This window comes from Aeromonas aquatilis (assembly GCF_054052405.1).
Genome location: NZ_JBSTYP010000012.1, coordinates 33,745 through 51,895, shown reverse-complemented (window position 1 = coordinate 51,895; position 18,151 = coordinate 33,745). Strand labels below are relative to the sequence as shown.

Genomic DNA, 18,151 nt, shown 5'->3' with positions numbered 1-18,151 from the left:
TTGGATAAATGGGCATGCCCGCTCACGCACTGCTGATCCCCGGACAACAAAAAACGCAGCCAGGTGGCTGCGTTTTTTGTGGGTGGTGAGAGGCTCGCGGTGGTTTCTGGCTCTGGTTGAGCTAGGCCCGTTACAGCCCTGCCCAGCTTTTCAGGCTCTGCTGTTGCACCCGGCGATTGGCTTCGCGGATCTCCCCCCTAGCGCGCAGATCGGCCAGTGCGATAGGCAGTGCGGCGCGGATCTCGGCACTGCTCATTCCGGCTTTGAGGGCCGGGTGATAGGCCATCTTGAGCAGCACATAGTCCAGCCCGGTCAAAAAGCTGTCGATGCTGTTGTCATTGAAGATGGAGGGAAACACCTTGTCTGAGTCGTTGGGCAGCCCCATCACCTGGGTGAACTCCTCCACCACACAGTCGAGAAAACGCCCCTTGGCTCTGCTGTAGTCTACCGGGATGATGATGGTGGCACGGCTGATCTCGTGTTTCGCATTGGTTGCGAAGTTGGCAAGGCAGAGCCCCTCCTTGAGCGCCATCTTGACTGATGGATCGCCCCCCATGGTGCGGTTGGCCCAGCTCTTCATCTTGCTGTAGTCGGTCATGATCAGGGTCAGGTTGGGCTTTGCGGTCACCATGCTGATGGGGTGGCCGGTGATGCGGGCCAGATGGGCTGCCTGTACCTTCACCACGTCTGCCTGCAGTAGCTTGTCACCCGACTCGTTGATAAGTTGCAGCCGGATCGGCTGCTGCCAGCGGGCAAAACGGGTCTGCCTGGCTTCGCCATACTCCCGCTCCATGGCGATGGCCATAAAGCTCTCTGTGAGATAGCTGTCGCTCTGCCAGCGCTCATCGGCACGGGCGCTGTGGCCCGCGAGCAGAAGCAGCAGGGCCAGCAGCCCGCGTGACGCGCGGCGGGGACGGATAGTGCGGCCCATGTTGGCCATTACCAAAGTGGCAATAAAGTGCGTGGCACCAAAGGGGATGGCGGCAAATGACATGTTTCCTCCCTGAAACGGTTGTCAGCCTAGCGGTTGGCCTTGTCGATATCACGCCAGGTGAGCCAGAGCCTGAGATCAAACTCCAGTTGATGATAGTCGGGCTCCATGTGCTGGCAGAGCTGATAGAAGCTCTTGTTGTGATCCTTTTCTTTGATATGGGCCAGCTCGTGCACCACGATCATTTTCAGGAACGGGGGCGGCGCCTCCTTGAACAGGGCGGCGATGCGGATCTCGTTCTTGGCCTTGAGCTTGCTGCCCTGCACCCGGCTGACGTAGGTGTGCAGGCCGAGGGCATCCTTGATTACGTTGATCTTGCCATCGAACACCACCTTTGACAGGGGCGCCGAGCTCTTGAGGTAGCGGTTCTTCAGCTCCATGGTGTAGGCGAGCAGCGCCTTGTCGCTCTGGATCGGGTGGCTCTCCGGATAGCGTTTGGCTAGCATCTCCCCCAGCTTGCCCGCCGCAATCAGCTGCTGTACCTGTGCCTTGAGAGGGTCGGGATAGCCGCCCAGATAAGTCAGTTCCGCCATGGTGTCACTCGTTACATCAAAAAGAGCGTCATTGTAGTTATCTCGGGCGGGCTTGCCTACTGCGGGCCGCTGCTGCAAGGGGCTCTGGCGCAAGAAAAAGGGCTGCCATTGCAACAATGGCCGCCCTGCAGGGCGTATTGACGATCAGCGTCGGCGATAGAGACCCGGATCCACCTCTTCATAGTGGCTGGTCAGGTATTGATAGAAGGCGAGATGGGAAGGGGAGCTCGGTTTTTTCAGCTCCTCGCTCACCCGATCCGGCTTGGCGATGATGAACTTCGGGCTCTGGTGCTGGATATCGGCCAGCACCCGCTCGCGCACGTCATAGGGCGGATTGACGTTGGCAAAGAAGAGGTAGGCGGAAGCCGGCTGGCGATCGGTCCAGAGATAATATTGCGGCTGAATGCCATCGACCCAGATCTTGTCGCTCGGGCTGGTCTCGGCCTTGATGCGATCGACCCGTACCTGCGCCGCCGGATTGAAGGGGCGACCCTTGAGGGTCCCTTCCCAGGCGTTGTTGATCATCAGCAGCAGCATGGCCAGGGTGGCGAGCCAGGGGGTGGCACTGCGCACATCCCAGGCGCGCCAGAGGGGGATGAGGATCAGCACCGGCAGCGCCCACAGCAGGCTGGTGCCGAGCACCTCGTTGACCCGCTCGAGGGACCACTCCTTGGTGCTCCAGCCAAAGGCGAGCTGCTGGGCCAGCAGCCAGCTGGCGGTGAACACCACCAGCGAGATGCAGAGCAGGCCGATGGCATCTGCCTGCTGTTCGCTGCGATCCAGCAATACCGCCAGCGGCAGCACCGCCAGTTGCAGATAGAGCACGTCGTAGTGATCGAACACATGGCCGGAGACCGAGTTGGCGATCAGAGTAAACAGCACGCCAAAAAGGGTTGCCAGCAGGGCGGGCAGATACCACTCCTGACGGCGGCTCAGCATCAGAATAATGAAGGCGGGCAGCAGCATCACCAGGCCGGTGCGCAGCAGGCCGACGGCGCCCACCATGGGGGAGAAGCCGTTGCCGTAGCTCCCTTCGAAGAAGATGTCGAAGGCGTAGTATTTGAAGGCCGCCAGCAGATCATGCTGCTGGAAGTAGGCGTAAAGCGGGCCGCCAATCAGCGCCAGCCCCAGCAGGCTGGAGATGAGCAGCAAGATGGCGTCACGCCACTTTTCGTGCAGACACCAGTGGCAGAACAGCACCAGATACCAGGCGCCCCAGAAGGCGCCGTTGTTGGTGCGCATCCAGGCAACGATGGCGAAGGTAAGGGCCGCCACCAGTGCCGGCCACCAGCGAAATCCCTTGTCCAGCAGCAGGGTAATGAAGGCCCACTGGGCGATGAGGGCGAGGTGGAAGGTCCAGTCCTCGGTCATGTTGCCGTAGTAGTAACGGGTGCCGTACAGAGCCAGCACCGCCAGCATGGCGCCGAGACGCGCCTTGAACGAGAGGCCAAGCTGGGCAAAGGCCTGCCAGCTGGCCAGCAGTCCGAGCCAGCAGAGCACCCACTCCAGCGCCCAGATCCCGACAAATCCCCCCATTCCATAGCCCAGCGCATCGAGGGCGAAGATCATCGGCCCCTTGATGTCGATCATGTCGCGATAGAGCACACCCCCTTCGCTCCACATCTTGCCCATCACAGCGAACAGCGAGGCATCAAAGCCCGGCGCCATGGCGTGGAAGAGCGGGTTGCGCAGACAGAAGAGCAGCGCCAGCAAGGCGGTCAGCAGCACAATGGCTGGCTTGATACCCGGGTTGACGCGAGGGGGAGTGAAACGGATGGAGTGATTCATGAAGTCGCCTGTTCCTGCAGCTGGTCTTGAAAGCGGGCCTATCTTGCCGAGCTAGTGAGTGTGATGCAATGGGGCGGGCCCGTGTGGGGCAAATATTCTCGAAAAAGCCCGGTTCTTGCAGGGAACCGGGCGCTGGCTGTGGCAATTTTGGCCGTCAGGGGAATGTGGCAAAGCCATTCCCCCTCTGCATCAATGGATGTACTCAACCAGGGGGGGCTGCGCTTCCAGTGTCGGCAGGTGGCGAGCCCAGCGGATAAAGGCGTCGGCCAGGGTGATGCCGAGCTCCTGATTGTGCTGGGTCAGGGTCCGCGCCAGTGCGGTGTAGCCCTCCTTGCCGGAGGCGGTATAGGCGCTCGACACTCCGCGATAGACCTGTTCGGCATTGACCGCTTGCCACTGGCCGGGGGCGGCTTCCCACTCCAGTCGGGTGATGCGCTGGCCCTTGGGCCGATCGGCCTGATAGGTGAATCGCACCCCTGCGGTGTAGGGGAAGCTGCCGTTGCCATTGCCGACCACACCGTTGTTGGTGGCGTTGTCGATGGCATTCTCCAGCGCTTCCGCCAACTCGTGACCGTGCACCCGATAGAGGGTGAGGGGAATGGCAAACGGCAGCAGACGACCGGCAATATCTGCTTCGCTCAGGGGGCCCGGCTCCAGCGAGCAGCGCACGCCGCCAGCATTGTGCAGGGCAAAGTCCACCTCGCCTACCTGTTCACGAGCGGCGGTCAGCATGGCGCGGGCCACCAGCGGGGCGAGCTGGCTGCCGTGGGGCTGGGTGGCATCCGGCAACCGTTGATGGGGCAGTGGCGCTGCCAGCCGGGTGACGATGCGCTGGCTCATGGTTTCAATCTCCGGCCGATAGCGTTTGGCCAGATGTTGTTCAAGCTGTGGGTCCGGCTCACAGAAGGTGAGCCCGACAGGTGGCGTGGAGGCAAATGGCCAGGGCTGCCAGGGGAGCCACTCCAGCTGTCCCTGACTCTGCACGACGCGGCCCGACTGATCGAAGGTGAGCTCGCAGACACCGAGGCAGAGGGCGCTGTGGCCAGCATGCAAAATGGCCACCCCGTTGTTCATCAGCGGATAACTGCCTTCACTTGGCAGACCCAGCGGTGCGAGATCGCCGAGCAGGCTGTGGGTGTGGCCACCGATGATGAGGCTGAGCTCGGGGAATCGCTCGGCCAGCAGCTTGTCCTGATCCAGCCCGAGGTGGCTCAGCAGTACGATATGCTGGATCCCTTCGCGCTTGATCTCCCGCAGCACCCGGGTGAGGGTATCGGCGACCGCGTGGAAACGGGTGTGGGGATCCGGGTTGGCGATGGCGGCCATCTGGGCGAGGGTGATGCCGAGCAGCGCAAAGGGAACCCCGTCGATCACCCGGCGATGCCAGGGTTGATGGGCATCGTAGAGGTGGGGGATATCCCACAGCCCGAGGGTTGTGTCGGCAGGCTCCTGACTGTTGTCCAGATTGGCGGCCAGCACCGGAAAATCGAGCTGGCGCAAGAACTCCACCAGCGGGCCGTTGCCCAGATCGAACTCGTGGTTGCCGAGCACCATGGCATCGGGGGCGAGCATGGCGAGCAGGTCGGCGTTGGCGCGCCCTTTGAAGCGGTTGAAATAGAGAGAGCCCTGAAAGGAGTCGCCACCGTGCAGAAACAGAAAACGCTGGCCGGCTGCTGCGACTTGGGCACGCAGTTGGGTCAGTCGGGTCAGGATCCGGGCATAACCGCCGCACTGGGTACGCCACTGGCCTTCACCGACAGGGGAGAAGCTCATGGGCGCGCCATCGAAGTGGGAGTGGCAATCACTGAAATGGGCAAGTTGAACCGTAATACTCATCTCGGTCCTCCTTAGGGGGGAAATGAGCACCGAGTCTACTGCAAAGGGGGGGGAGGATACCAGCCCGGCAGAGTGCCGGGCTGGTCAGCGATCAGGCGAGAACCATGATCTGGGTGGCGATGATCACCACCAGCAGGCCGACGGCGACCGGCATACTGGTGCGCTTGACCACTTCGAACGGCGAGAGCTTGCCCATCCCGGCACAGGCGACCACCACCCCGGAGACCGGAGAAATGGTGCGACCCAGGTTGGAGGCTTGCAGCATCGGGATCACCAGATAGGCCGGGTTGATGCCAAGGCTGCTGGCCAGGTTGGGGATCAGCTCTACGAAGGCGTAGAAGGGGGCATTGCCCGAACCGGTGGTGAAGGCGGCCAGGGTGGTGATCACCACTAGTGACAGCATCATGATCAGGCCGCCGGAGCCGAGATCCTGCGCGTGAGCCAGCAGGGTATCGATAAAGCCGATGGTCATCAGACCCTGGGCGAAGACACCGGCACCGACCAGCAGCATGACCACACCGGCAAAGGCGTCAGCCATGTTGCGCCAGCAGACCTGCAGACCGTCCAGCAGCTCCTTGCCATTGCGGATCCGCACGAGCTCCAGCAGGCTGGCCAACACCATGCACATGACGATGATGGTGACGATATCCAGTTGTGGGCCCCATTTACCGTCAAACACCAGCACCCCGATGATGGGGGTAAAGGGCAGGATGGCGTAGAAAGCGGGGGCGGTAGTCACCAGATCACCCGGTGCGACCGGCTCGTTGTGTTCACTGGATTTCTGGTCAAGGTAGCGTTGCCAGAAGAAGTGGGTCACCGCCATGCAGGCGATCGCCACCAGCGAGATGGGCAGGGTCAGCTTGAAGGCAAAATCCAGCAGCGGCATGTTGGCGGCCTGAGCGGCCATCACCACGTCCCCTGAGGTCGGTGCCAGAATGATAGCGGCTGGCGAGGCGCACACGGCCGCAGCCGCGCCACGGGAGATCCCCATGTTGACCATCAGCGGGAACAGGGTGGCCATCAGCAGCACGCCGAGGCCGGTAGCGGAGCTGACCGCCAGCGACATGGCGCAGGCCACCAGATAGGCAGCCACCAGCAGGATATAGGGGGACTTGATGATGCCGAGCGGTTTGCTGGCCAGCTTGACCAGAATGGTGTTGGCGCCGATATGGCTCATGTAGCCGGCGAAGCCGCACAGCACCATGATCAGCATCCCCAGTCCACCGCCACGGTCATTGAGCAGGAAGCGGACGTATTCGAAGATATCGGTTGCGATATAACCGGTGCTGACCACCTTGCTCGGCAGTACCGGCTTGCCCATCATGGCGGTGATGACCAGCAGCAGCAAGCCGCCGCTCAGCAGCACCCCGGTCGCGGAGTATCCTTTGAAAATGGCACGACCGACCACCAGGGTGACCAGGGTGCCAACGATGAGTTCCAGCATATGTTGCCTTCTGATTGGATGAGAGTGGAGGGAGTCTATTCCGATAGGGGTAGAGTGGCGACTGGAAACAGGATGTTGTGTGAGCTAAATCAACGTTTAACCCCATGAACAGAATTAAAGAAAGGTAAAGGTACTTTACCCCGCGGGTTTGGCTACCTACCCTTGCCAGCCTTGGCTGTCTTTTTAGGCTTTTATATGGCTATTGGTGGCTTTTTAGGCGCTAAACGCTCTATTTTCCTGCTTGCGATGCTATTTTCACCTACTTGCGTGTTTGCGGTGACCAATGACGGTTTTCATCAAACCGGCCCCCATCAGGCGGTCGCCATGCGGCGTCTCATGGCTCCTCACTCTTACGGCGTACTGGTGGTCGCCGAGGGGAACACCCCCCGTTTTGCCGCGCTGGCATCCAAAACTACTGAAGCGGACTGCCTGGCTCGTCACGCCATTCGGGTTGATGGGGTCGCGTTGCTGGCTACCTCCCGCTTTTATGCCAAAGAGGGAAAATTGGGTCTTTGCGAGCAGTGGCTTAACGAGGGGGCAGATCAGGACTTTTTTGCCAACCGTCTCAAAAATGATCATTTTATTCAGATAGATGGTCACGACATCAATGTGAAAAACTACCACCTCAACTGGCAGCGCATCAGCCGTCATGCTCAATAAAAATACAGTTTTGGCCTTGTGCCATACTTGGCTCACGTAACCTGTGAGCGTGCTCTGATTTCTGGGCCCATCATGGTATTGCGCCGCCTCGTCGTCACACATAGGCTATACCCGTCATCGGTGTGGCGGTGGGTTTCACCAAGGTTGGTACTCCGCCCGTGCAATCAAGGAAGGTAGTCTGGCATGGTCAGCAAGGTCTATGGAGTAGTAGGGGTCGGGTTGTTGCTGTTGCCCCTGATGAGTCAGGCTCAGCCGAGCCGGCCGCAAGTGGTGCCAGAGTCCCGCATCAACGTCCGTTTTTATGAGGTCAATGCAACCAGCCCGGATCAGCTTGCCCGTGCGATTGCCCAGAGTGCCCCCAAAGTAAATGGCAAGCCAGTGCTCGGCAAGGCGAGTTATCAGGTGGACTGGCAGCTGGATACCGAGCAGTTGCCGGGGCGCTGCCAGCTCAACCGGGTGACGGTCACGACCAACGCCACCGTGTTGCTGCCCCGCTGGCGTGAGAGCGCGAGCAGTAACGATCCTGCCCGTCAGCGCTGGGGCCGGTTGCTCTCCAGCATGTTTGACTACGAGTCCCGCTTCAAGGAGATGGTGCTGCAAGGGGCCAATCAGGTGGGCGGGGCGATTGCTGCGCTACCCGACCATGCAGATTGTCAGGCGCTGCGCTATGCCGCGTGGGCGGCGGGCAGCGGTGAGCTGAGCAGGGTCAAGGGGCGACTCGATGATTTTCAGCGTCAGACCGGTTATGGCGAACAGCTCGGGGTGCATTGGCCCAAGTGAGCACTATAGAGGGACCGATATCCTGCCAACACGCCTTTATATTGCATGATTTGATAAATAGAATGGCCGCCCGATGGGCGGCCATTCTATTTGTTTGCAGAGTCCGGTTTAGACCAGTGCTTTGCCCTTGAGCAGTTTACGTACCCAATAACGGGCAGGATGGAGTGCCTCCAGCAGATCGGCAGCTAGCGGCAGGGGATCGCAGCAGATCTCGCTGGCGAGCAGCTCGCCACAGAGCGGCGCCGAGCAGAGACCCCGTGAGCCGAGCGCCCCCAGCACATAGAGGCCGGGGTGAAGAGGCAGCGGCTGGGCGTTGTGCTGATCATGCTGCAGATGCGCATAGTGATCCTCTAGGCCTGCCAATCTGACGATTGGCCCCACCACTGGCAGGTGATCCCGACTGGCACAACGTACCCCCACGCGTGCCTCGTTGTCACTCACATCCACCTCGGCGGGCCAGGTTTGCTCCGGCAGGCAGGCTTGCAACCGCGCCTGATTCTGGATTTGCTCCTCGGCACGAAACTCAAGGCTGCTCTGGTTACGCCCATAGCTGGCGCCAATGCAGTGTTGATCGTTGTGCATTGGCGTGAGGTAGCCATCGTAGCAGAGCACGGTCTTGAGCTGACGCAAGCTGGCTGTGGTCGGCAGATGGCTCACCTGACCGCGCACCGGATAGAGCGGTAGCTCGGCAAAGGGGAGCAGCGCGGGCAACTGGTGACCGGCGGCGACCACCAGATTGGGGACCTGCCAGTGGCGGCCATCCTGGCTTTCTACTTGCCAGCCATCGGCCTGCTCGGCAATGGCGACTACCTCGGTCTTGAACACGACCTCCAGCAGGCCGCTGGCTTGTGCTTCTTTGATAGCGGCGCGGGTGAGATCGGCCGGACAGAGCCAGCCGCCCAGCGGGTAACTGACACCGCTGTGGCCGCAGGGCAGGCCAACCACCTGCTCTACCTCTGCTGTAGAGAGGGGATGCATCAGCTCGGGTGGGAAGGGGCCCTGGCTCATTTTCGCCAGCTTGGCTACCGATTTGTCGTCATAGCCGAGCTGGGTCACTCCACATAATTCGAAAGCGATAGGATGGCGTTCGGCCAACGCTAGCAGCCGTTGGCGGGCATAGCCAAAGGCGAGCGAATAGAAGCGTGACAGTGCATCGTGCTCGCCGTTGAGCAGGGGATAGAGGGCTCCCTGGCGGTTGCCTGAGGCGCCGGTGGCCGGTTCGCCATTTGCACACAGCAACGTCACCTTGCGACCCCGCTCCACCAGAGAGAGCGCCGTCATGGCCGAGGCGATGCCGCCGCCGATGATCACCACCTCGCCAGCGCGTCCGGCAGGACGGGCATACCAGGGGGCGATGGTCTGCTGCGGCTGCTTGTCGGTGCGATCCCCCACCAGCATCTCCCGCTTGCTACCGTGGCCCTTCACCTTCTTCATGGCAAAACCGGCGGCAATCAGGCCGCGACGGACAAAACCGGCACAGGTAAAGGTGGCGATGGAGCAATCGGGACGGGCGAGGCGAGCGAGACCGTCAAACAGCTCCTGTGTCCACATCTCCGGGTTCTTGGCTGGGGAGAAACCATCCAGATACCAGGCATCCACCAGACCTTCAGCCCGGTGAGGCACCTGCGGCAGCATATCCTTGATATCGCCAAACCAGAGATCGAGGCGAATGCGGCCGCCCGCAAAATGCAGGCGGTGGCAACCGGAGACCGGCAGCGGCCATTGGACGATAAGGTCCTGACTCAAGTGGCCAAGTTCAGGCCAGGCCGCCAGCGCCTTGCGCAGATCGTCTTGGGTCAGGGGGTATTTCTCGAAACTGATGAAGTGCAGACGGGAGCCGTTGCCGGATTGGGGCGCCTGTTCCAGGAAGGCTTGCATTGTCGCCAGAAAGTTAAGGCCTGTGCCGAAACCTGTTTCACCTATCACGAAACTGTCGTTATCGTGGTGCGAAAATCGCGCAGGTAGCCGGTTTTGCTGCAAAAAGACGTAGCGGGTTTCACTTAGACCGTTATCATTGGAAAAGTACACATCCCCGAAGTCACTGGAGACCGGAGTTCCCGCTTCATTCCAGTCCAATCGGGCATGATGTAAGGATGTTTGACTCACGTTTTCCTCGGCTCGCGTCACAAAATCGCGGGCATTCTACGTGAAAGCAGACCAGTTTGGCAGCCGAAAGCGGGTAGACTTGGCGCCAGTTTTTCCAGACGAGATGAATTAATGAGAAGAGCAGTGATCACCGGTATCGGCGTCATCTCCAGTATCGGCAACAACAAGGAAGAAGTGCTGGCCTCCCTGAAAGCAGGTAAATCCGGCATCACCTATTCCGAGCAGTTCGAGCAGCACAACCTGCGTAGCCGTGTCTGGGGTAACATCAAACTCGATCCGTCTGAACTGATCGACCGTAAAGTCATGCGTTTCATGGGTGACGCTGCGGCCTACGCCTACCTCTCCATGCAGCAGGCCATTGAAGATGCCGGTCTGGCGGAAGATCAGGTCTCCAACGAGCGTACCGGCCTGGTGGTCGGTTCAGGTGGTGCCTCCGGCAAGAACACCGCGGAATCTGTGGAGATCGCCCGTGAAAAAGGGGTCAAGCGTGTGGGCCCTTACATGGTGCCGCGCACCATGTCCTCCACCACTTCCGCTTGCCTCGCGACCCCGTTCCAGATCAAGGGTGTCAACTACTCCATCAGCTCAGCCTGCGCCACCTCTGCGCACTGCATCGGTCACGCGCTTGAGCTGATCCAGCTTGGCAAACAGGATGTGGTCTTCGCCGGTGGCGGTGAAGAGCTGGACTGGTCCTCTACCATCCAGTTTGACGCCATGGGCGCGCTCTCTACCAAGTACAACGATACGCCGGAAAAAGCGTCCCGTACCTATGATGCGAACCGCGACGGTTTCGTTATCTCCGGTGGCGGCGGTATTCTGGTAATTGAAGAGCTGGAACATGCGCTGGCCCGTGGTGCTCACATCTATGCCGAGTTAACCGGTTACGGTGCCACCTCCGATGGCTACGACATGGTCGCCCCGAGCGGTGAAGGCGCGGTGCGTTGCATGAAGATGGCAATGCAGGATGTGGGCAAGGTTGACTACATCAACACCCACGGCACCTCCACTCCGGTGGGTGATACCAAAGAGCTGGAAGCTATCCAGACGCTGTTTGGCGCCAACGGTCCCAAGATCTCTGCCACCAAGGCGATGACCGGCCATGCGCTGGGCGCTGCGGGCGTGCACGAGGCTGTCTACTCCCTGCTGATGATGGAACACGGCTTTATCGCCCCCAGCATCAACATCGAGACCCTGGACGAGAAGGCAGAAGGTCTGCCCATCGTGCGCGAGTACGAAGCGGCCGAACTCAACACCGTCATGTCCAACAGCTTCGGCTTTGGCGGTACCAACGCCTCCTTGGTGTTCAGCAAGTTCAAAGGCTGATATCCGGTTGATATGAAAAAGCGCCTCAGGGCGCTTTTTTTGTCTTCGGGATCTGCCATCACTCATTGCAGAGCAGAGCAGAGCAGAGCAGAGCAGAGCAGAGCAGAGCAGAGCAGAGCAGAGCAGAGCAGAGATCGACCATTGTGGAATAGGGGGGCAGATTTCAGTGCAGATGGTGGGGGGGAGGTGATACCACACCAATGAGCCGGGTCTACATCTCTCTAGTGGAGTAGATAGCAAGAAGGGAGCCTGAGGCTCCCTTCTTTGTTAGCGGTAATGTGATGGCGGCTGGCTAGAACCAGAAGCCGATGATAAAGGAGCCCGCCAGGGTCAGCATCACGTTGGCCACCGCATAGGTACCGGCATAGCCAAGCGCCGGAATGGAGCTGTTGGCTGCCTCGTTGACCACATCCATCGCCGGGGCACAGGTCCGGGCACCTGTGATGGCGCCGAGCAGCAGCGCCGGGTTCATCTTGAGCACCCAGACCCCGAACAGATAGCCAACCAGCACCGGCAAGGTGGTCACCAGCATGCCGGAGAAGAGCACTACCATACCCACTTCGCTGAGGTGGTCGAGGATGCCGCCACCGGCTTTCAGGCCCGTGCTCACCATAAAGACCGCCAGACCGAGATCTTTGGCCAATCTGAGCGCGCCGGGCGGCACATAGCCTACCGTCGGGTGGTTGGCCCGCAGATACCCCATCAGAATGCCTGCCAGCAGCAGACCGACCGCGTTGCCGAGGCCAAATTCAATCTGGCCGAACACCAGCGAGACGGAACCGATCAGCAGCCCCAGCACGAAGAAGGTGGTGAAAGCCACCAGATCCGTGGTCTGGCTATGGATGCTGATAAAGCCGATCTTGTTGGCCAGCAGTTTGACCCGCTGCTTTTCGCCGCTGATCTGCAGTACGTCGCCTTTTTGCAGCATGATGTTGCGATCGAACGGCATCTCGATCTGGGAGCGCACCACCCGGTTGAGGAAGCACCCTTTCTCGGTGAGGTTGAGCTCCACCAGATGGCGACCGACTACGGAGTCATTCTTTACCACTATCTCTTCGGTGACGATCTGCAGGTCGAGCAGGTTGCGATCAAACACCTCTTTACCGTTGCGATAGTTGACGTCCAGCTTCTCGTGGCTCTCGGGATAGCCCACCAGAGCGATCTCATCCCCTTCCTGAATAACGGCATCGCCGTCGGGACTGGCCAGAATGCCGTTGCGGCGGATCCGCTCTACATAGCAACCGGTATGGGGATAGATGCCGGTCTCTCGCAGGGTACGACCACCAATCCATGCCGCCAGCTCGGGGCCAACCCGATAGGCGCGGATGATGGGCAGATAGGTCTTGCGACTCTCGCTGTCGGAGAGCCCACGCTCGCGGGCGATTTTTTGTGCCTCGGTATTGAGGTCGAGGCGAGCCAGCGAGGGGAGGTAGCGCACCACCAGCATCAGGCCTACCAGACCCACCAGATAGGTCAGGGCGTAGCCGATGCCCATATTGTCGAGCACCGCCTGCATATCGGTCTGATGGGGCAGGTTGAGCAGACCACTGCGCAAGGCATCCTGGGCACCCACCAGCGCCGGGGTCGAGGTGAGGGAACCCGCCAGGATCCCCGCCGCCATACCAGGTCCCAGATTGAAGAACTTGGCCAGCCCCACCGTCAGCAGCAGGGCGGTCAGCAAGATCACCAGGGTCAGGGTGATGTAGTGGATGCCGTCGCGCAGGAAGACGCTGAAGAAGTGAGGGCCAGCCTCGATCCCTACACAGAAGATGAACAGCATAAAGCCGACGTTTTCTGTGGTGGCAGTAAACTCGAAGCCCATCTGGCCGAACAGCAGGGCGGTAAACAGCACACCTATGGTGTTGCCAATCTGGAAGTTGCCAATTCGCACCTTGCCAAGCAGCAGGCCGAAGGCCAATACCACGAACAGCAGCAGGGAGTCGCTTTGATGTAGCAGTGTCACGAAATCTATGGTCATGCCCGGAAAAACCGAGGAAAAAAGTGGGGTCGATATTGTGCCGGATCTATCCCCAATAAAGAAGCGCAAGGGAGCGATTAATCTGACGTTATCGGACGCTATTTGCGGGCCCGGCGGCGGGATAGGGAGACAATCAGATGAAATCAGGGAATTTTTGCTGCCACAGCGCATGTCAATTAGTGAAAAATGCTACTTGCTACCGAAGCGCTTGGGCGCTGGCCGATATTTTAGATTCTGCTGTATAGCCGGTCACCGGAGCGCCGTTTCGGCATATTCAACCACAGATGAGCCGCCGTGCTAACCATGCAAATATCGCTTGATTTTATCCGCTTGCTCACGGGAAAAGGGCTGGCAAAAAGATGCCTCAGGAAAGTGCCAATAGAGCCTGTTGTCGGTCTGTTACAGCGTCCGTGGCAAAACAGCATAAAATCAGGTTTGCCGGCAAAACGGACTCTTGCCGATGACAACAACGGGCAATCCCGCGTCCTGACAGGGCTTGCTGCACTTACCCACAGAATCTGTGGATAACCCTGTTTATGAAACTTGTTCATTGCCCTGAAAGCCGCGCCAGTACTGGGATGCAAGGGCTGTTCAAAAAATACCGGAAGAAAAATGTTTGTATAAAAATCAAATGGTTAGGTGCGACAGGAGAAAACTCTGTCGAGCCGGAACGGGTTACAAAAGGGAGCATCAGCAGCAAGAAGGATCTTGTGCATTAAAATTGGCAGGAGAGGGCACTAAAGTGGATAACTTGCACCGAGATGGTGAGGAATTGGCTCCCCCGACTGGACTTGAACCAGTGACATACGGATTAACAGTCCGCCGTTCTACCGACTGAACTACGGGGGAACATCAGGCAAGGAGGAGCATCATACAGAAGGTGTCCGGGGTGGTCAAGCCATTCGCGGGATGATGGCACGGGTGTACCGCTGCCAAACCCTCGGTTACACTGCTCCTCTGCTGTCTTGTGTCGGGAGTGTTCATGAGCAAATTGTTCAAGTTAGCCAGCCAGTTTCAACCCGCCGGGGATCAGCCCACGGCGATTGCCCAACTGCTGGATGGCATCGAGTCGGGGCTGGCCCACCAGACCCTGCTCGGGGTGACCGGTTCGGGCAAGACCTTCACCATGGCCAACGTCATCGCCACCCTGAACCGCCCGACCATGATCCTGGCTCCCAACAAGACCCTGGCCGCCCAGCTCTATGGCGAGATGAAGGAGTTCTTCCCCGACAACGCGGTGGAGTATTTCGTCTCCTATTACGACTACTACCAGCCCGAAGCCTATGTGCCAACCACCGACACCTTTATAGAGAAGGATGCCTCCATCAACGATCACATCGAGCAGATGCGATTGTCGGCCACCAAGGCGCTGCTGGAGCGGCGCGACGTGGTGATCGTTGCTTCGGTGTCGGCCATCTATGGTCTGGGGGATCCCCAAGCTTATCTGAGCATGATGCTGCACTTGAAAGTGGGGGATGTGATCAACCAGCGGGATATCCTGCGTCGCCTTGCCGAATTGCAGTACACCCGCAACGACATGGCGTTTCAACGCGGTACCTTCCGGGTGCGTGGTGAAGTGATCGACATCTACCCTGCCGAATCGGACAAGCTGGCGCTGCGGGTGGAGCTGTTTGATGAGGAGGTGGAGCGCCTCTCCCTGTTCGATCCTCTGACCGGCGCCATAGAGCAGACGGTAGTACGCTATACCATCTATCCCAAGACCCACTACGCCACCCCGCGCGAAACCATTCTGGGTGCTATCGAGCATATCAAGGAGGAGCTGCGCAGTCGCCGCGAGCAGCTGTTGTCCCTCAACAAGCTGGTGGAAGAGCAGCGCATCAGTCAGCGCACCCAGTTTGATATGGAGATGATGCAGGAGCTGGGTTACTGCTCCGGCATAGAGAACTACAGCCGCTACCTCTCCGGCCGTGCGCCGGGGGAGCCGCCGCCCACCCTGTTTGACTACCTGCCGGGGGATGGTTTGCTCATCATCGACGAGTCCCACGTCACGGTGCCGCAGATCGGCGCCATGTTCAAAGGGGACCGCTCCCGCAAGGAGACCCTGGTGGAGTACGGTTTCCGGCTCCCCTCTGCGCTGGACAACCGGCCGCTCAAGTTTGACGAATTTGAAGCGCTGATGCCGCAGACGGTGTTTGTCTCGGCGACCCCCGGCCCCTACGAGCTGGAGAAATCTGGCTGCGATGTGGTGCAGCAGGTGGTGCGCCCAACCGGCCTGCTCGATCCACAGATCGAGGTGCGTCCGGTGACTACTCAGGTGGACGATCTGCTCTCCGAGATCCGCAAACGGGTCGCGGTGGAGGAGCGGGTGCTGGTCACGACCCTGACCAAGCGGATGGCGGAAGACTTGACCGAGTATCTGGCGGAGCACGACGTCAAGGTGCGCTACCTCCACTCCGATATCGACACGGTCGAGCGGGTGGAGATCATCCGCGATCTGCGCCTCGGCAAGTTCGATGTACTGGTGGGCATCAACCTGCTGCGGGAAGGTCTCGACATGCCGGAGGTGTCGCTGGTGGCGATTCTGGATGCGGATAAAGAGGGCTTCCTGCGTTCGACCCGCTCGCTGATCCAGACCATCGGCCGGGCGGCGCGTAACCTCAACGGCAAGGTCATTCTCTACGGCGATACCATCACCAACTCGATGAAGGTAGCCATTGAGGAGACCGAGCGGCGCCGCGCCTTGCAGCATGCCCATAACCTCAAGCATGGGATCACCCCCAAAGGGCTCAACAAATCCATTGGCGATGTGATGGACATGGGGGGCAGCCGCACGGCAGGTAAACCAGGCAAGGGGATGCGCAAGGCAGCCGAGCCGCAAGGGGAGTACCATGTCCGCTCTGCCAGCGAGATTGCCAAAGAGATCAAACGGATGGAGGAGCAGATGTTCCAACATGCCCGGGATCTGGAGTTCGAACAGGCGGCGGCACTGCGGGATCAGATCCAGCGGTTGCGTGGCGAGTTGATCGAATCATGAGCCGTAAACGCTGGCTTGTTTGGCAACGACTTCGTCGTCTCTATCAGGGCTTTCGCCATCCCGGTACTCCCTGGTGGGCGAGGGGCCTGGTGATCCTTATCCTGCTCTATGGCATCAGTCCGGTGGATCTTATCCCTGACGTGGTGCCCTTGCTGGGTTGGTTCGATGATGTGACCCTGCTGCTGGTGTTGCTATGGGGCTGGGAGCGTTGTCTTCCCCCCGCAGTGCGCAGCGATCTGGAACAGGCCCCTTAGTTCACCTTTTCAAGACCATGCTCGATATCTCTCTTTGTGCCCTCACCCTCGAAGGAAGCGGAAAAACGGTTTCATTTGAAGGTGGGGGCTGCGGGACAAAAAAGAGGCTGCCCCGGTGATTGTCGCCCGGATGGCATTGGCGTAGACTCCACGCCGTTCACTTTATGGGTATGGAAAAAATGGATCTGATCCTCTTTGCAATCGACTTTATCCTGCACGTTGACGTGCATTTGAAAGAGCTGTTCGAGAACTATGGCGTCTGGGTTTACGCCATCCTGTTTCTGATCATCTTCTGTGAGACCGGGTTGGTAGTGACGCCGTTCCTGCCGGGTGACTCCCTGCTGTTTGCCGCCGGTGCGCTTACCGTGGGCAGCGTGCTGGATGTCCATACCCTGGCGGCCGTGCTGATCATCGCTGCCGTGCTGGGCAACGTGGTCAACTACACGATTGGCCACTTCTTCGGCGAGCAGCTGTTCCGCAACCCGGATTCCAAAATATTCCGCCGCGACTATCTGGAGAAGACCCACGCCTTCTATGCCAAGCATGGTGGCAAGACCATCATCATCACCCGCTTTCTGCCTATCGTGCGTACCTTTGCGCCGTTTGTGGCAGGGATGGGGGCCATGACCTATCCGCGCTTCCTGGCGTTCAACCTGGTTGGCGGCCTGCTGTGGGTACTCTCCTTCGTCTATGCCGGCCACTTCTTTGGCAATCTGCCGGTGGTGCGTCATAACTTTACCCTGCTGATCTTCGGCATCATTGGTATCTCCCTGTTGCCCATGGTAATTGGCGCGGTCAAGGCCAAGATGAGCACAGCCAGGGCGTAACCAGAAGTACGGTCAACCAGAACGAGAAGGGGGAGCCATCATGGCTCCCCCCTTTTTATCTCCTCACGGGCATGACACTCAGTTGCAGCAGCGCCCTTTCACCAGATTGCCGATGGCCACCACGGTGAAGACCAGCAGGTAAGCGGCGAAGATGACGACCAGCCACTGGGGCATGGAGTAACCGAGGAACTGCCAGGTGATCTGGGCACAATCCCCTTCCGGCATAAAGAGCCAGGGGAGCCACTGATCGAGCGGAGCCCAGCTCGGGAAGTCGGCAAACGGGCTGCAGACGTTGAACGGGGAGGGGTTAACCTGATAGTCCACATGCTTGAGGGCCAGCTGGAAGCCGCGAAAGGCACTGTAGCCCCACAGCAACATGGCACTCCAGCGAACATACCACTTATCCGGCGCCACCATGCCGAGCAGGCCGGCGGCCAGCACACCCAGGGTCGCCAACCGTTCGTAAACACACATCACGCACGGGGAGAGGCCCAGCACATGCTGGAAGAAGAGGGCGCACAACTCGAGGAACAGGGCTGATGCTGCCAACAGACCCCAGGCCAGCCGATGGGCGGCGATACGGCGGAGAAACTCGATCATCTCTTTGATCTCTCAGAAAAAACAGTGGCTGAATTA

At 59.6% G+C, this 18,151-nt stretch carries 15 protein-coding genes and 1 tRNA gene; 7 read left to right on the top strand and 9 right to left on the bottom strand.

Annotation, left to right across the window (positions count from 1 at the left end; all coding sequences use genetic code 11):
• Positions 1-130: 130 nt before the first annotated feature.
• The 5 genes from ACW5W8_RS06475 to dcuC all read right to left on the bottom strand — a co-directional run bounded on the left by ACW5W8_RS06475 (position 131) and on the right by dcuC (position 6,592).
• On the bottom strand, positions 131-994 hold the full coding sequence (locus ACW5W8_RS06475) for a DUF2927 domain-containing protein (protein ID WP_498626964.1): 864 nt from the start codon (positions 992-994) through the stop codon (positions 131-133).
• A gap of 26 nt (positions 995-1,020) precedes the next feature.
• Positions 1,021-1,524 carry a M48 family metallopeptidase gene (locus ACW5W8_RS06470; protein WP_042059000.1) on the bottom strand — a complete coding sequence of 168 codons (504 nt, stop codon included), beginning with the start codon at positions 1,522-1,524 and terminating at the stop codon, positions 1,021-1,023.
• Between the two features lie 144 nt (positions 1,525-1,668).
• Positions 1,669-3,312: a hypothetical protein gene (locus ACW5W8_RS06465; RefSeq protein ID WP_498626963.1), complete on the bottom strand. Its 1,644-nt coding sequence runs from the start codon at positions 3,310-3,312 to the stop codon at positions 1,669-1,671.
• Positions 3,313-3,501: 189 nt separating this feature from the next.
• Positions 3,502-5,148, bottom strand: a complete 1,647-nt coding sequence (locus ACW5W8_RS06460) for a bifunctional metallophosphatase/5'-nucleotidase (RefSeq protein WP_498626962.1) — start codon at positions 5,146-5,148, stop codon at positions 3,502-3,504.
• Between the two features lie 91 nt (positions 5,149-5,239).
• Entirely contained in the window at positions 5,240-6,592 is a 1,353-nt protein-coding gene (dcuC, locus tag ACW5W8_RS06455; protein WP_498626961.1) for an anaerobic C4-dicarboxylate transporter DcuC, read from the bottom strand.
• A gap of 195 nt (positions 6,593-6,787) precedes the next feature.
• Here dcuC and ACW5W8_RS06450 point away from each other — a divergent pair, with 195 nt between their 5' ends.
• Entirely contained in the window at positions 6,788-7,252 is a 465-nt protein-coding gene (locus ACW5W8_RS06450; RefSeq protein ID WP_498626960.1) for a hypothetical protein, read from the top strand.
• Between the two features lie 183 nt (positions 7,253-7,435).
• Positions 7,436-8,032: a DUF922 domain-containing protein gene (locus ACW5W8_RS06445; protein WP_498626959.1), complete on the top strand. Its 597-nt coding sequence runs from the start codon at positions 7,436-7,438 to the stop codon at positions 8,030-8,032.
• 108 nt (positions 8,033-8,140) lie between these two features.
• Here the strand turns inward: ACW5W8_RS06445 and mnmC are convergent, their stop codons facing one another.
• Positions 8,141-10,159 (bottom strand): bifunctional tRNA (5-methylaminomethyl-2-thiouridine)(34)-methyltransferase MnmC2/FAD-dependent 5-carboxymethylaminomethyl-2-thiouridine(34) oxidoreductase MnmC1, encoded by a 2,019-nt coding sequence (gene mnmC, locus ACW5W8_RS06440; RefSeq protein WP_498626957.1) that lies wholly within the window; start codon positions 10,157-10,159, stop codon positions 8,141-8,143.
• Between the two features lie 90 nt (positions 10,160-10,249).
• Between mnmC and fabB the strand changes: the two genes are divergently transcribed.
• Positions 10,250-11,461, top strand: coding sequence for a beta-ketoacyl-ACP synthase I (gene fabB / locus ACW5W8_RS06435; protein WP_498626955.1), 1,212 nt, complete (start codon positions 10,250-10,252; stop codon positions 11,459-11,461).
• Positions 11,462-11,753: 292 nt separating this feature from the next.
• Here the strand turns inward: fabB and ACW5W8_RS06430 are convergent, their stop codons facing one another.
• Positions 11,754-13,439 carry an aspartate:alanine antiporter gene (locus tag ACW5W8_RS06430; protein WP_498626954.1) on the bottom strand — a complete coding sequence of 562 codons (1,686 nt, stop codon included), beginning with the start codon at positions 13,437-13,439 and terminating at the stop codon, positions 11,754-11,756.
• 536 nt (positions 13,440-13,975) lie between these two features.
• Here ACW5W8_RS06430 and ACW5W8_RS06425 point away from each other — a divergent pair.
• On the top strand, positions 13,976-14,158 hold the full coding sequence (locus ACW5W8_RS06425; RefSeq protein ID WP_498626953.1) for a hypothetical protein: 183 nt from the start codon (positions 13,976-13,978) through the stop codon (positions 14,156-14,158).
• 54 nt (positions 14,159-14,212) lie between these two features.
• Here the strand turns inward: ACW5W8_RS06425 and ACW5W8_RS06420 are convergent.
• A tRNA-Asn gene (locus ACW5W8_RS06420) sits at positions 14,213-14,288 on the bottom strand.
• A 133-nt stretch (positions 14,289-14,421) separates the two neighbouring features.
• On the opposite strand from ACW5W8_RS06420, the gene uvrB reads away from it, so the two are divergent.
• The 3 genes from uvrB (at position 14,422) to ACW5W8_RS06405 (ending at position 17,515) form a co-directional block, all read left to right on the top strand.
• The gene (gene uvrB, locus ACW5W8_RS06415) at positions 14,422-16,434 is read left to right on the top strand and encodes an excinuclease ABC subunit UvrB (protein WP_498626952.1); all 2,013 of its coding nucleotides are present in this window, start codon (positions 14,422-14,424) and stop codon (positions 16,432-16,434) included.
• Entirely contained in the window at positions 16,431-16,688 is a 258-nt protein-coding gene (locus tag ACW5W8_RS06410; RefSeq protein ID WP_113739995.1) for a YkvA family protein, read from the top strand. The genes uvrB and ACW5W8_RS06410 overlap by 4 nt, the downstream gene beginning before the upstream one ends.
• Positions 16,689-16,867: 179 nt before the next feature.
• Entirely contained in the window at positions 16,868-17,515 is a 648-nt protein-coding gene (locus tag ACW5W8_RS06405) for a DedA family protein (RefSeq protein ID WP_040069761.1), read from the top strand.
• Positions 17,516-17,593: 78 nt separating this feature from the next.
• On the opposite strand, the gene dsbB is transcribed toward ACW5W8_RS06405, so the two are convergent.
• Positions 17,594-18,115, bottom strand: a complete 522-nt coding sequence (dsbB, locus tag ACW5W8_RS06400; RefSeq protein ID WP_139429851.1) for a disulfide bond formation protein DsbB — start codon at positions 18,113-18,115, stop codon at positions 17,594-17,596.
• Positions 18,116-18,151 lie beyond the last annotated feature (36 nt).

Coding starts and splice junctions, on each gene's coding strand:
- ACW5W8_RS06475 (WP_498626964.1), bottom strand. CDS start 994: ATGTCATTTGCCGCCATCCCCTTTGGTGCCACGCACTTTATTGCCACT.
- ACW5W8_RS06470 (WP_042059000.1), bottom strand. CDS start 1,524: ATGGCGGAACTGACTTATCTGGGCGGCTATCCCGACCCTCTCAAGGCA.
- ACW5W8_RS06465 (WP_498626963.1), bottom strand. CDS start 3,312: ATGAATCACTCCATCCGTTTCACTCCCCCTCGCGTCAACCCGGGTATC.
- ACW5W8_RS06460 (WP_498626962.1), bottom strand. CDS start 5,148: ATGAGTATTACGGTTCAACTTGCCCATTTCAGTGATTGCCACTCCCAC.
- dcuC (WP_498626961.1), bottom strand. CDS start 6,592: ATGCTGGAACTCATCGTTGGCACCCTGGTCACCCTGGTGGTCGGTCGT.
- ACW5W8_RS06450 (WP_498626960.1), top strand. CDS start 6,788: ATGGCTATTGGTGGCTTTTTAGGCGCTAAACGCTCTATTTTCCTGCTT.
- ACW5W8_RS06445 (WP_498626959.1), top strand. CDS start 7,436: ATGGTCAGCAAGGTCTATGGAGTAGTAGGGGTCGGGTTGTTGCTGTTG.
- fabB (WP_498626955.1), top strand. CDS start 10,250: ATGAGAAGAGCAGTGATCACCGGTATCGGCGTCATCTCCAGTATCGGC.
- ACW5W8_RS06430 (WP_498626954.1), bottom strand. CDS start 13,439: ATGACCATAGATTTCGTGACACTGCTACATCAAAGCGACTCCCTGCTG.
- ACW5W8_RS06425 (WP_498626953.1), top strand. CDS start 13,976: ATGAAACTTGTTCATTGCCCTGAAAGCCGCGCCAGTACTGGGATGCAA.
- uvrB (WP_498626952.1), top strand. CDS start 14,422: ATGAGCAAATTGTTCAAGTTAGCCAGCCAGTTTCAACCCGCCGGGGAT.
- ACW5W8_RS06410 (WP_113739995.1), top strand. CDS start 16,431: ATGAGCCGTAAACGCTGGCTTGTTTGGCAACGACTTCGTCGTCTCTAT.
- ACW5W8_RS06405 (WP_040069761.1), top strand. CDS start 16,868: ATGGATCTGATCCTCTTTGCAATCGACTTTATCCTGCACGTTGACGTG.
- dsbB (WP_139429851.1), bottom strand. CDS start 18,115: ATGATCGAGTTTCTCCGCCGTATCGCCGCCCATCGGCTGGCCTGGGGT.